The following is a 12,230-nucleotide window of genomic DNA, read 5'->3' as shown; positions in this document are numbered from 1 at the left end:
CATGCAGGCGCCACTGCCGCCACCGAGCTTGCCGGACACGGCCGATGTCGCCGCGCTGGCTGACTATGGTGCGCCGTTGCTGCAGGCGCTGGCGCGGCGCGAAACACCGTTGCCGCCGGGCGCGGGCGCAGGGCTGGTGGCCGCACTGGAACGCATCGCGCTGGCCCTGCAGGCCGATAACCCGGCGCAGATCCGGCAGCAGGCGGGCTGGTGGGGCCGCCTGCTGGGGCGCGATGTCGATCGCGAGGCGGAAGGACGTGCGCTGCAGTCGCAGCTGGGCCTGCTGGCCCTGCAGGCGCGCGAGCAGGCCCAGCAGCTGCAGCAGCAGCTGCAGCTGCGGGTCATGGCCATCGCCGGACATTCAGCGGCGGCCGCAGCGCTGGACGCCTGGGTCGAGCTGGCAGCGGTGCGGCTGGCGTCGCTGGATACCGCCGGCCAGGCCGCGCTGTCGCAACGGCTCGATCACCTGCGCCGGCTGGCCACGCTGCGCCGTCTCGAGGCCGGCCAGTGGCAGCTCCTGCAGGACCAGGACAACGTGCTGCTGCAACGCTTCGCGCGCATCCATGACGTCCTGTTGCCAGCCTGGCGGCAGGCCGCCGCGGCGGGCCAGGCCGCGGCCGGCGCCACATTGGCGGCGAAGGCCGCCACGCTGCACGCACAGATCGATGACGAGGTCGCGGCGGCTCAGGCTAGACTGCCTTGAGCCGGCCGCCGCTGCCGCTTACCCAACTGCAAGGAGACTGCCCGATGACCCAGGACAGCCAGACCCCCGGTGCCCTCGTGCCCGGCACGACTACCGCCGTTCCGCTCGATGAAGGCGCATTGCAGGCGCTTGGCCTGGTCCGCGAGGATCTGCCGCGCATCGCCGAGATCCGTCTGGAGCTGGATGACCTGCGCCCGGGCAACCTGCAGGTCTTTGGTCGCGAAGCGGCCACGCGCACCGCAGCGTTTTCCAGCCAGTTGCTGGACCAGGTGCGCAATCGTGACCTCGATGCCAGCGGCGAGAAACTGGGCGAAGTGGTGCGCATCGCACGCAGCCTGAAGCTGGACGGCTTCGCGCAGCGGTCGAAGGTGCCGGTGATCGGTGGCCTGATCGACCGCCTGCGCGTATCCAAGGGCGAGCTGGTGCAGAAGTTCAGCGACACCAATGCGCAGATCGAGCAGCTGCTGGGTGATGTCGGTGTGCAGCAGGCGTTGATGGGCAAGCGCGTGGGCGAGTTCGACCGCATGCATGACATCGTCCGCGAAGAACGCCATGCGCTGGGCCTGTATGCTGCGGCCGGCAAGCAGCGCCTGGCCGAACTGCAGGCCGAGCAGCAGGCCGGGCAGGGCAGTGAGGATCCGCAGCAGCGCATCCGCCAGAGCGAAGTCGACAACGCGATCCGCCTCCTCGAAAAGCGCGTGTCCGACCTGCAGCTGATGCAGCATGCGGCCGACCAGTCGCTGCCGATGATCCGCCTGATCCAGGCCAACGCGCTGCAGCTGATCGAGAAGTTCAACACGGTGCGCGAGATCACCATCCCGTCGTGGAAGCGCCAGTTCGCCATCCAGCTTTCGCTGGGTGAGCAGAAGGCCGCGGTCGAGCTGTCCACCGCCATCGACGATGCCACCAACGAGCTGATGCGCCGCAACGCCGACCTGCTGCGCCAGGCCTCGGTGGATACCGCGCGCAGCAACCAGCGCGGCGTGATCGACGTGGCCACGCTGCGCCACGTGCACGACCAGTTGATCGCCACGGTCGAGGAAGTGCGCAGCATCCATCGCGAAGGAATGCAGCAGCGGCAGCAGGCCGAAGTCGAGCTGTCGCGCCTGCGCGAAGACCTGCAGCAGCGACTGGCCACCCCGACTGCCAGCTGAAAAAAGGGGACGGAGGGGATTAAGTCGTTTGTGCCACTTGCGACTTAATTCCCTCCGTCCCCTTTTTGTTGTCAGCGCAGTTGCTGGCCCAGCCAGTCGGCCAGCGCATCCACGCGCCCATCTGCCGGTCCATCCGGTCGCGCCAGCACCCAGAAGCCACCGGTGGCGGCAAATCCCCACGGCGCGACCAGTCGCCCGGCGGCCAGGTCCTCGGCCACCAGGGGCTCGGGTGCGATCGCCGGGCCCAGCCCGGCCACCGCTGCCTCCAGCAGGTAGTACAGGTGTTCGAAGGCAGTACCCAGCTGCAGCTTCGAGGTGTCCAGATCGTGCGCTTGCGCCCACGCCGGCCATGCCTGCGGCCGTGAGCTGGTGTGCAGCAGCGTCTCCTGCAGCAGCGCCGAAGGCGGCACATGCCGCAGTCGCTGCGCGGCCGGATGCGAGGGGGCCACCACCACGCCGACCCGTTCCGGCGCCAGCTCACGCACCTGCCAGCCCCGGGGCCACGGCCCCTGCGCCAGCAGCAGCACCGCGTCCAGTGCGGCCTGCGCCTCGGTGAAGCTGCCATCCAGCGCCGACCACTGCAGGCGCACGCCGGGCAGTGCGGCCTGAAGTGCGGGCAGGCGCGGAATCATCCAGCGCGCCAGCACGCTGCCGCTGCAGCCCAGCACCAGCGCCGGGGCCGCGGTCGGCCGGCGCAGTTCGCGCACGCAGTCTTCGATGCCGCTGAAGGCCTCGCTGCACGCTGCCTGCAGGCGCGTGCCCGCAGCGGTCAGGCGCAGGCCGCGACCGGCCCGCTGGAACAGCGCCAGGCCGAGGTGGTCTTCCAGCAGCTTCAGCTGGCGGCTGACCGCGCCGTGGGTCACGTGCAGGTCCTGCGCGGCGCGGCCAACCCCGCCCAGGCGGGCGGTGGCCTCGAACGCGCGCAGCGCATTGAGCGGTGGCAACAGCGAACGGCTCATGTGAGATTTCCTGACGGTATATGCCAGATAATATCCATTTTCCGGTCACGACCCGTGCGCTAGAGTATCCACCTGTCTCGAACCAGCGGTCGCTTCCATGTCTGCCTCCCCCATTGCCGACTACCACGCCTTCCCGGATGCCCAGGGCCATTTCGGCCGCTACGGTGGCAGCTTCGTTGCCGAAACCCTGGTCGGCCCGCTGCAGGAACTCGCCCAGGCCTATGACCAGGCCCGCCAGGATCCGGCCTTCCAGGCCGCCTACGACCGCGACCTGGCCCACTACGTGGGCCGGCCGAGCCCGATCTACCACGCCCAGCGGCTGAGCGACCATGTCGGCGGCGCGCAGATCCTGCTCAAGCGCGAAGACCTGAACCACACCGGCGCGCACAAGATCAACAACACCATCGGCCAGGCGCTGCTGGCGGCGCGGATGGGCAAGAAGCGCATCATCGCCGAGACCGGTGCCGGCCAGCACGGCGTGGCCAGCGCCACGGTTGCCGCGCGGTTGGGCCTGGAATGCGTGGTGTACATGGGCGCCACCGACATCGAGCGGCAGAAGATCAACGTCTACCGCATGAAGCTGCTCGGCGCGACGGTGGTGCCGGTCACCTCCGGTTCGGCCACCTTGAAGGACGCGCTCAACGAAGCGATGCGCGACTGGGTGACCAATGTGCAGGACACCTTCTACATCATCGGTACGGTCGCCGGTCCGGATCCCTACCCGCGCATGGTGCGCGACTTCAACGCCATCGTCGGCCGCGAGGCACGCGAGCAGATGCTGGCCGAGTACGGCCGCCTGCCCGATGCGATCACTGCCTGCGTCGGCGGCGGCAGCAATGCCATCGGCCTGTTCCATGCCTTCCTCAACGACCGCCAGGTCGAGATCGTCGGCGCCGAGGCCGCAGGTGATGGCATCAGCACCGGTCGCCATGCTGCATCGATCGCCGCCGGTCGCCCGGGCGTGCTGCATGGCAACCGCACCTATGTACTGTGCGACGACGACGGCCAGATCATCGAGACCCATTCGGTGTCGGCCGGCCTGGACTATCCGGGCGTCGGCCCCGAACACGCATTCCTGGCCGATACCGGCCGCGCGCGCTACCTCGGCATCACCGATGACGAAGCACTGCAGGCCTTCCACCTGCTGGCGCATACCGAGGGCATCCTGCCGGCGCTGGAGTCCAGCCATGCGCTGGCGCAGGCGATCAAGCTGGCGCGTGAGCGTCCGCGTGACCAGATCGTGCTGTGCAATCTGTCCGGCCGTGGCGACAAGGATGTGCATACCATCGCCGCGCGCGAAGGGCTGGTGCTGTGAGCGCGCTGCTGCGCAACAGTGGCGTGCTGCTGCTGGCGCTGGGGTTGGCCGCGTGCCAGCCGCCGGAGCCGCCGCTGCTGGCACCGGCCGCCAAGGCCACCACGCAGCCGGCACAGCAGGCGGCCGCGAATGATGACCTCGACCCGATGGCACGTGCGCCGATCGTCGATCCGCCGTCCACGGAAGATATGGACAGCGATGGCGCGCCTGCGGTGGTCTCGGTGGCGCTGGACCATGCCGGCGAGGTGCTGATCGGCCAGCACATGAGCGATCTGAAGGCACTCGGGCCGTGGACCGCGCAAGGGGCGGTCGAAGCCATCGGCGGCAGTTGCGAGTACTACGACGGCAAGGGGCTGCCGCCCGGCGTGTCGATGATGACCGATGAAGATCGCGTCGTCCGTTTCGATCTCGGCCTGGATCCGGACAGCGGGGCGCCGACCCAGCAGCCCGGTCCGTTCGGCCTGCGTGTCGGCATGACCCGCGCCCAGGCCATGGCCCAGTTCCCGAAGCCGCCGGTATCCAGCCCGCATGCCTACGACGGTGACCAGGGCGAGTACCTCACCTGGCAGGACCCGGGTTCGGACCTGGGTATCCGCGTGGAACTGTTTGAAGGGCGGGTCACCCAGATGTACTGGGGAACCAGCGATGCGATTGAACTGATTGAAGGATGTGCCTGAAATGTCCGTATCCCGACTCGATGCCTGTTTCCAGCGTCTGCGCGAACAGCAGCGCAAGGCGCTGATCCCCTTCGTCACGGCCGGTGATCCCTCGCTGGAGGCCACCGTGCCGGTCATGCACGCACTGGTCGACGCCGGCGCCGACGTGATTGAACTGGGCGTGCCGTTCTCCGACCCGATGGCCGATGGCCCGACCATCCAGCGCAGCTCCGAGCGCGCGCTGGCGCGCGGCGCCGGCAGCCGCTACGTCCTGCAGGCCGTGGCGCAGTTCCGCGAGCGCGATGCGCAGACCCCCGTGGTGCTGATGGGCTACCTGAACCCGGTGGAGATCCACGGTTACGCGGCCTTCGCCAAGGCCGCCGTCGACGCCGGCGTGGACGGCGTGCTGCTGGTCGACCTGCCGCCGGAAGAAGCGGGCGACGCCCAGCAGGCGTTCGACGCAGCCGGCCTTGCGCTGGTACTGCTGGCGTCGCCGACCACCAGCGAGGCGCGAGCCGACAAGCTGCTGGCGCTGGCCCGTGGCTATCTCTACTACGTCAGCTTTGCCGGTGTCACCGGCGCGTCCGAGCGCCTGGACAGCGATGCCGCCAGTGCCCGCCTGCAGGCGTTGCGCGCGCGTGCGTCGGTGCCGGTGGTGGCGGGCTTCGGCATCAAGGATGCCGCCAGTGCCGCGGCCATGGCCCGGCAGGCCGACGGCGTGGTGGTGGGCAGCGCGCTGGTGGCGGCGCTGGCCGAAGCGGGCTCGGCGGAAGAGGCCGCGCAGCACGCCCGGGCCTTCCTCGCCCCGCTGCGGCAGGCGCTGGACGCGTAACGGTAGTGCCGGCCGCTGGCCGGCATCCTCCTGAGGGCTCGCGTGCAAGGGCTGCCGGCCAGCGGCCGGCACTACCCATCGGTCTGCACGCAAGGGCTGCCGGCCAGCGGCGGGCACCGCCCCAGCACCTAAACGTACGTCCCAGCATGGTTTTTTCCGGCTGCCCCGTGGCTGGCAAGGGGGTGCACGGGCGGGGAAAGCGGAGCTAGACTGTCCGCCTTTGCGGCCCCCGGGCCGCCCTGAACGGAAGTGTCCTCCCGCATGAGTTGGCTCAGCAAGTTGATGCCGTCCGGCATCCGCACCGACAACACCCCCAGCAAGAAGCGCAGTGTCCCCGAGGGCCTGTGGGAAAAGTGCAGCAACTGCGGCAGCGCGTTGTACCGTCCGGAACTGGAAGAGAACCTGGAAGTCTGCCCGAAGTGCGGCCATCACATGGCGATCCGTGCGCGTGCGCGCCTGGCCGCCCTGTTCGATGCCGACAGCACCACCGAGATCGGTGCGCGCCTGGGGCCGACCGACCTGCTCAAGTTCAAGGACCAGAAGAAGTACAGCGAGCGCATCAAGATCGCGCAGAAGAACACCGGCGAGTACGACGCGCTGATCGCCATGCGCGGCCTGCTCAAGGGCCGTGCGCTGGTGGCATCGTCGTTCGACTTCGCCTTCATGGGCGGCTCGATGGGCTCGGTGGTCGGCGAGCGTTTCGCACTGGCCGCGGAAACCGCGGTCGAGATCGGTGCGCCCTACGTGTGCTTCTCGCAGAGCGGTGGCGCCCGCATGCAGGAAGGCCTGTTCTCGCTGATGCAGATGGCCAAGACCTCGGCCGCGCTGGGCAAGCTGCGTGAAGCCGGCCTGCCGTACATCTCGGTGCTGACCCATCCGACCACCGGCGGCGTGTCGGCTTCCTTCGCGATGCTGGGTGACATCAACATCGCCGAGCCGCAGGCGCTGATCGGCTTCGCCGGCCCGCGCGTGATCGAGCAGACCGTGCGCGAGAAGCTGCCGGAAGGCTTCCAGCGCTCGGAATTCCTGCTGGAGCACGGCGCCATCGACCAGATCTGCGACCGTCGCGAAATGCGCGACCGCCTGTCCGATCTGCTGGCAATGCTGGGCCGTCAGCCGGCGCCGGAGGTGGCTTGATGGGAGGCCGCAAGTACTTCGGTACTGATGGCATCCGTGGACGGGTCGGCCAGGGCGTGATCTCGGCCGACTTCGTGCTGCGCCTGGGCAACGCCCTGGGCCGTGTCCTGGTCGACCAGCGCGGCCAGGATGGGCGCCGGCCGATCGTGGTGATCGGCAAGGACACCCGCATCTCCGGTTACATGTTCGAAGCGGCACTGGAAGCCGGCCTGGTCGCCGCCGGTGCGGACGTGCAGTTGCTGGGGCCGATGCCGACCCCGGCGGTGGCGTTCCTGACCCGTACGCTTGGCGTGGACGCTGGCATCGTCATCAGCGCCTCGCACAACCCGCACTACGACAACGGCATCAAGTTCTTCTCCGCCCAGGGCGAGAAGCTCGACGATGCGACCGAGCTGGCCCTGGAAGCGGCGCTGGACATCCCGTTCACCACCGCCGAATCGGAAAAGCTGGGCAAGGCGTCGCGTGCGCGCGAAGCGGTCGGCCGCTACATCGAGTTCTGCAAGGCCAGCGTGCCGCGCGCGTTCGACCTGCGTGGCGTGCGCCTGGTGCTGGACTGCGCGCACGGCGCCACCTACCAGATCGCGCCGCTGCTGTTCCGTGAACTGGGCGCCGAGGTGATCGGCATTGGTGCCGAGCCCAACGGCGTCAACATCAACGCCGGCGTGGGTTCCACCCACATCGACAACCTGGCGGCCAAGGTCCGCGAAACCCGCGCCGATCTCGGCATCGCCTTCGATGGGGATGGCGACCGCGTGCTGATGGCCGACGACCAGGGCAACCCGGTCGACGGCGATGACCTGCTGTATATCCTGGCCCGTGCATGGAAAGCCGAAGGCCGCCTGCGCGGCCCGGTGGTCGGTACGCTGATGAGCAACTACGGCATCGAGAAGGCATTTGCCGACCTGCAGATTCCGTTCGTGCGCAGCAATGTCGGCGATCGCTACGTGCACCAGGCGCTGATGGAAGGCGGCGGCGTGCTCGGCGGTGAAGCCTCCGGCCACCTGCTGTGCCTGGATCGGGCCACCACCGGCGACGGCATCGTCAGCGCGCTGCAGGTGCTGGTGGCATTGCGCAACAGCGGGCAGACCCTGCGCCAGGCGCTGGAAGGACTGGTGCGGGTGCCGCAGAAGACGGTCAACGTGCGGCTGGGCAATGTCTCGGCCAAGGCCACGGTGCAGGCCGGCAGCGTGCAGGCCGCGCTGGCTGTCGCGCAGCAGTCGGTGGCCGGCCGCGGCCGTGCGTTCCTGCGCCCGTCCGGTACCGAGCCGGTGGTGCGGGTCACGGTCGAGGCCGATGATGCGACGCTGATGCAGGACACGCTGGATCGACTGTCCGCGGCGGTACGTGAAGCCGCCGCCTGAGGCCGCTGCACATCCGCCCAACGAAAACGCCCCGGAATGCCGGGGCGTTTTCGTTGAAGGGGCAGGGCGGTGGGTTGCCTACGGCCCCGGCACCATCTTCTTCTGGCGTGCCTTGAAGCCATTGAACAGCGGTGCGATCAGCGGGTTGTAGCTCTGTGCGATGCGTTTTCGCAGCCAGCTGGCCGGGCGGTTGCGGATCGCGAAACGATAGATGCGCTCCGGGTCGCCGCCCACCACATTGCGTCCGAACGGGTGGGTGGTATGCAGGTAGCGGAAGCCGTGCTCGCGCGCCACCTCGATGTGGTCCTGGTCGAAATCGCCGTAGGGCCAGCACAGCGTATCGGACACCTCGCCAAGCTTGTCCTGCAGGACGTCGCGCGAGACTGCCAGGTCGTGGCTCAGGCCGGCACGGCGCTGTGCGCGGTCCAGGTCGTCGCGGCGCAGCCAGCGGGTGTGGGTATGGGTGTGGCAATGCACTTCGAAGGTGCCGGCGGCGATGGCCGCGCGCGCTTCGCTCCAGCGCATCATCACGTCGTCGCTGCGGTTCTGCTCGTAGATCGCGGCTTCGCAGCCGCGATGGTCCGGCGTGGCAGGCAACGTTGCCCCGGCAAGCCCGGCGTGGGGCCGCTCCGGGCCTTCGCCCATCCAGCCGGTGACCACGAATACCACCGCGTGCATGCCGTACTTCTGCAGGATCGGGTGCGCATACACCCAGTTGTCCAGGTAGCCATCGTCGAAGGTGATCACGATCGACTTGCGCGGCACCGGCTTGCCGGCCAGGAAGCCGGCGTACTGGTCCAGTGTCAGCGACGTCCAGCCGTTGCCGGCCAGCCACGCGATCTGGCTTTCGAAATTCTCCGGTGACACGGTGATCATGCCCGGCGACGGACTGACGTGGTGGTGCATCAGCACCGGTACGGTTCGGGCATCAGCCATGTCCCAGCTCCTTCAGCCACTGGTGGTAATAGTGTTCGGTGGTCTCACCGTGGCCGTCGGGAGTGAACCGGTGCGCGCTGCGCATCCAGTCCCACCCGGCGCGGCCCATCTGCCGCCGCCGTTCCGGATCGTCCACCAGCAGGCGCAGGGCGCCTGTCAGGGCTGCATTGTCGCCCAGCCGGGTGAGGATCGCATTGCTGCCATCCACCACCATCTCCGGCACGCCACCCACCCGCGTGGCCACGATCGGCACCCCGACATAGGCGGCCTCCAGGAAGACGGTACCGGCCGCTTCCTTGTGCGATGCCAGCGCGAAGATGTCGAAGCCAGCCATCAGCCGGCATGCGCCATCGCGATAGCCGAGCAGATGGACCTGCTGCTGCAGCCCGTGCTCGTCGCGCAGCGCCTGCAGCCGGTCCATGACCGGCTGGCCATCGCCGACCACCACCAGGTGCAGGTTCGGGTGCGTCTTGCACAGCGGTACCATCGCCTGCAGCAGGTCGGCATGACCCTTGGGTTCGCGCAGCACCGCCACGCAACCGACCACGATGTCCTGTTCGCCGAAGCCGAGTTCGGCGCGCACGTCCGCGCGTACCTCCTGCAGGCATTGCCAGGGGTCGTCCTTGCGGATTTCGCTCCAGCGCGGCGGGACCGCGATGGGCGGCACGATACCGATGTGTTCGGCCGGAATGCCGCGCGCGGCCAGCAACTGCTTGACGAAGCTGCTGACGGTCAGCACCCGGTGCGGCAGGCCGGTATAGGTCAGCAGCGAGTTGACCGGGCTCATCAGGTGGCGCGAGCGCACCACCAGCGGCGTGCCGCCCAGGCGTGCACCGGCGGCGGCGATCAGTGCGTCACGGCGGCTGGTGGTGTTGACCACGTCATAGCGTTCGCGGCGCACCAGGCGCGAGACCGACCAGATGCCGCGCAGCAGGCGCAGCAGGCCACCCATGCGCAGGGTATGCACGGTGAAACCATCATCGCGTGCCAGCTGGGCCAGTCGCGCTTCGGGCTGGCACAGCAGCGCCACCTCGTGTCCACGCGCGCGCATCACCTGCATGTGGCGGAAGATGTAGATCTCCTGCCCGCCCATTCCCTTGGCGGCTTCAGTGTGCAGGATGCGCAGCGGACGGTTCATGCAGGATCGATCCTTGAGGGTCAGCGGTTGCGGAAGCGGGTCAGCGCTTCCCATGCAGTGCGTACGGCGGCCGCATCGGGCGCCTGCTGTGGCAGCGGCCGGTAGCGCAGGTCCAGGGCGGTGGCGTTGCCGAACTTGTCGAACACATAGATGGCATCGCCATGGCGCACCGCGCGCTGCGACCAGCTTTCGACCACCAGCGCACGCGTGCCCTGCGGCTCGGCCAGCAGGTCCTGGCCGGTGCTGTAATCGGCCGGTGCGTTCTCGCAACCCAGTGCGTGGCGCATCAGTGTCGGCACCCAGTCTTCGTGCGAGCTGGTGCGTGCGTCGTGGCCAGCGGCCTTGCCCGGCCAATGCAGCACGAACGGGACCTGCAGCTGATAGTCGGAGAAGTTGCCGTTGTGGCCCCAGTAGTTCAGCTTGAGGTCGTTGAACTCTTCGGCATGGTCACCGGTGACCAGCACGATGGTGTCCTCGGCCAGGCCCTGTGCGCGCAGGTCGTCCAGCAGCGAGCCGATCAGGCTGTCGGCATAGTGCACGGCGGTGCGGTAGCGGTTGAGTTCCGGCGTCGGGTCATGCTCCGGGCCGAATTTGAGGAAATCGATATCGGCGGCCATCGGTGTGGCCACCGCCGGATAGCCCTCGGGCATGTGGTAGGGCGCATGGGTGGAGTCGAGGAACACGAAGCCGAACCACGGGCGCTGCGCGGCCTGGCTGGCGCGGATGTCCTGCTGCAGCGCACTGATGATCGCGCGGTCGCGGCCGTCTGACTTCAGCGCTGCCGGCCCCTGGTGCAGCTGGTCGCGGACATCGGCGAACACCGTGCGATCGAACTCCGGGCTGTACAACGGCGCACTGCCGTACAGGTGCAGGTCGTAGCCCTGCTGGCCCAGCACCTGGAACAGCTGCGAGCCACGCTGCTCGTCAAGCATGCTCGGCCAATAGCCGCCGGGCAGGCCGTAGAGCAGCCCGAACAGGCCGTAGCGGGTGGCATTGCCGGTGCTGAAATGGTGGTCGAAGACGCGCGCATCCCGCGCCAGCGTCGACGTGTTGGGCATCAGCTGCGGTGTCAGCACATCGTGGCGCAGCGACTCCAGTACCACCATCAGTACGTTGGGACGATGTGGGCTCTGGCAGCGCAGCGGATGCAGCGGGTACAGCAGCTGCGCATGGCGCGGGTCGGGCAGGCCGGCGTGCTGTTGGCTGACCACGCCCAGGCGCCGCATGAAGCTCTTGGCCGTGATCGGCTGCGCCCACGGCAGGTAGTTCCACTGCGCGATCACATCACGGTCGCCGCGGGCGTCGTAGTAGGCCGTGGCGACCTGGCCGCCGGCCATCACCAGCGCGACCACCGCCCAGGCCTGCAGCACCCGTCGACGGCGCGGCGCGGCCGGCAGCAGTTTCCAGCATGCCCAGGCCAGCAGGCCCTCGGCGGTGAAGACCGCGGCAACCAGCAGGCCGACCTGCAGCCAGGTCTTCCAGGACAGGGCAACCTGGTCCTGCAGGGCGCCGCCGAACACCATGTTCACGACCATGGCATTGAGGTGGAAGCGGTACAGGGTGAAGACCTTGGCGTCGACCAGCAGCAGGCACAGCCACAGGCCCTGCAGCACGGCCGCGCTGATGCTCAGCGTACGCGCGCTGCGTGGCCACAGGCCCAGCAGCAGCGGCAGCAGGCCGGCCAGCACACCGAACGCGAGCAGGTGGCCGGGCAGGGCGACCGCCAGATAGGCCAGGCCGGCGCCGCCGCCCGGATTGTCACGCAGCGGTACATTGCCCAGCGCAATCGCCGCGGCCAGTACCGCATTGCCGGCGATGAACAGTGACCACCAGGCCAGCCGCCGCCAGTGCCGGGCGGAACCTTCAATGGCAGGGGCGGCAGGGGCAGCTGCGGGCATGGTGGGGCAGGTTCAGGGGGTGCAGGGGAGGGGCGGGGCCAACGTGACGGAAGCGTTGCTCCGCGCGCGGGTCGCGCATTGTATCGGTTTGTTTCCGTGTATCGAGTGGCGTCCCCCGGGCGATCTGTCACAATGTTCAGG

At 68.7% G+C, this 12,230-nt stretch carries 11 protein-coding genes; 7 read left to right on the top strand and 4 right to left on the bottom strand.

Annotation, left to right across the window (positions count from 1 at the left end; translation table 11 throughout):
- Position 1: 1 nt before the first annotated feature.
- Entirely contained in the window at positions 2 to 703 is a 702-nt protein-coding gene (locus QP609_RS14760) for a hypothetical protein (RefSeq protein ID WP_289213801.1), read from the top strand.
- A gap of 44 nt (positions 704 to 747) precedes the next feature.
- Entirely contained in the window at positions 748 to 1,857 is a 1,110-nt protein-coding gene (locus QP609_RS14755; protein ID WP_014647882.1) for a toxic anion resistance protein, read from the top strand.
- A gap of 71 nt (positions 1,858 to 1,928) precedes the next feature.
- Here QP609_RS14755 and QP609_RS14750 read toward each other — a convergent pair whose 3' ends face one another.
- Complete coding sequence (locus QP609_RS14750; RefSeq protein ID WP_032957497.1) at positions 1,929 to 2,816, bottom strand: LysR family transcriptional regulator; 888 nt, start codon at positions 2,814 to 2,816, stop codon at positions 1,929 to 1,931.
- 97 nt (positions 2,817 to 2,913) lie between these two features.
- Between QP609_RS14750 and trpB the strand changes: the two genes are divergently transcribed.
- The 5 genes from trpB to glmM all read left to right on the top strand — a co-directional run bounded on the left by trpB (position 2,914) and on the right by glmM (position 8,117).
- Complete coding sequence (trpB, locus tag QP609_RS14745; protein WP_032957499.1) at positions 2,914 to 4,131, top strand: tryptophan synthase subunit beta; 1,218 nt, start codon at positions 2,914 to 2,916, stop codon at positions 4,129 to 4,131.
- Positions 4,128 to 4,808, top strand: a complete 681-nt coding sequence (locus QP609_RS14740) for a hypothetical protein (RefSeq protein ID WP_014647879.1) — start codon at positions 4,128 to 4,130, stop codon at positions 4,806 to 4,808. Before trpB ends, QP609_RS14740 begins: the two co-directional genes overlap by 4 nt.
- Before the next feature lies 1 nt (position 4,809).
- Entirely contained in the window at positions 4,810 to 5,619 is an 810-nt protein-coding gene (trpA, locus tag QP609_RS14735) for a tryptophan synthase subunit alpha (RefSeq protein WP_014647878.1), read from the top strand.
- A 261-nt stretch (positions 5,620 to 5,880) separates the two neighbouring features.
- On the top strand, positions 5,881 to 6,756 hold the full coding sequence (gene accD / locus QP609_RS14730) for an acetyl-CoA carboxylase, carboxyltransferase subunit beta (protein ID WP_005410473.1): 876 nt from the start codon (positions 5,881 to 5,883) through the stop codon (positions 6,754 to 6,756).
- A complete protein-coding gene (gene glmM / locus QP609_RS14725) occupies positions 6,756 to 8,117 on the top strand; it encodes a phosphoglucosamine mutase (RefSeq protein WP_046431825.1) in 1,362 nt (453 codons plus the stop codon). Before accD ends, glmM begins: the two co-directional genes overlap by 1 nt.
- 78 nt (positions 8,118 to 8,195) lie before the next feature.
- Here the strand turns inward: glmM and QP609_RS14720 are convergent, their stop codons facing one another.
- Genes QP609_RS14720 through QP609_RS14710 form a run of 3 tightly spaced genes read right to left on the bottom strand, consistent with a single transcriptional unit; the run spans position 8,196 to position 12,089 of the window.
- Positions 8,196 to 9,053, bottom strand: a complete 858-nt coding sequence (locus QP609_RS14720) for a polysaccharide deacetylase family protein (protein ID WP_049407821.1) — start codon at positions 9,051 to 9,053, stop codon at positions 8,196 to 8,198.
- Positions 9,046 to 10,191 (bottom strand): glycosyltransferase family 4 protein, encoded by a 1,146-nt coding sequence (locus QP609_RS14715; protein WP_014647875.1) that lies wholly within the window; start codon positions 10,189 to 10,191, stop codon positions 9,046 to 9,048. The genes QP609_RS14720 and QP609_RS14715 overlap by 8 nt, the downstream gene beginning before the upstream one ends.
- Before the next feature lie 20 nt (positions 10,192 to 10,211).
- The gene (locus tag QP609_RS14710) at positions 10,212 to 12,089 is read right to left on the bottom strand and encodes a sulfatase-like hydrolase/transferase (RefSeq protein ID WP_197621564.1); all 1,878 of its coding nucleotides are present in this window, start codon (positions 12,087 to 12,089) and stop codon (positions 10,212 to 10,214) included.
- Positions 12,090 to 12,230: the final 141 nt, after the last annotated feature.

The sequence above is a fragment of the Stenotrophomonas sp. 8(2023) genome (assembly GCF_030345295.1).
GTDB lineage: Bacteria > Pseudomonadota > Gammaproteobacteria > Xanthomonadales > Xanthomonadaceae > Stenotrophomonas > Stenotrophomonas muris.
This window is presented reverse-complemented; position numbering and strand designations above follow the sequence as displayed.

Bases quoted from the DNA above. Each gene is read 5' to 3' on its own strand.
- QP609_RS14760 (WP_289213801.1), top strand. From the start codon at position 2: ATGCAGGCGCCACTGCCGCCACCGAGCTTGCCGGACACGGCCGATGTC.
- QP609_RS14755 (WP_014647882.1), top strand. From the start codon at position 748: ATGACCCAGGACAGCCAGACCCCCGGTGCCCTCGTGCCCGGCACGACT.
- QP609_RS14750 (WP_032957497.1), bottom strand. From the start codon at position 2,816: ATGAGCCGTTCGCTGTTGCCACCGCTCAATGCGCTGCGCGCGTTCGAG.
- trpB (WP_032957499.1), top strand. From the start codon at position 2,914: ATGTCTGCCTCCCCCATTGCCGACTACCACGCCTTCCCGGATGCCCAG.
- trpA (WP_014647878.1), top strand. From the start codon at position 4,810: ATGTCCGTATCCCGACTCGATGCCTGTTTCCAGCGTCTGCGCGAACAG.
- accD (WP_005410473.1), top strand. From the start codon at position 5,881: ATGAGTTGGCTCAGCAAGTTGATGCCGTCCGGCATCCGCACCGACAAC.
- glmM (WP_046431825.1), top strand. From the start codon at position 6,756: ATGGGAGGCCGCAAGTACTTCGGTACTGATGGCATCCGTGGACGGGTC.
- QP609_RS14720 (WP_049407821.1), bottom strand. From the start codon at position 9,053: ATGGCTGATGCCCGAACCGTACCGGTGCTGATGCACCACCACGTCAGT.
- QP609_RS14715 (WP_014647875.1), bottom strand. From the start codon at position 10,191: ATGAACCGTCCGCTGCGCATCCTGCACACTGAAGCCGCCAAGGGAATG.
- QP609_RS14710 (WP_197621564.1), bottom strand. From the start codon at position 12,089: ATGCCCGCAGCTGCCCCTGCCGCCCCTGCCATTGAAGGTTCCGCCCGG.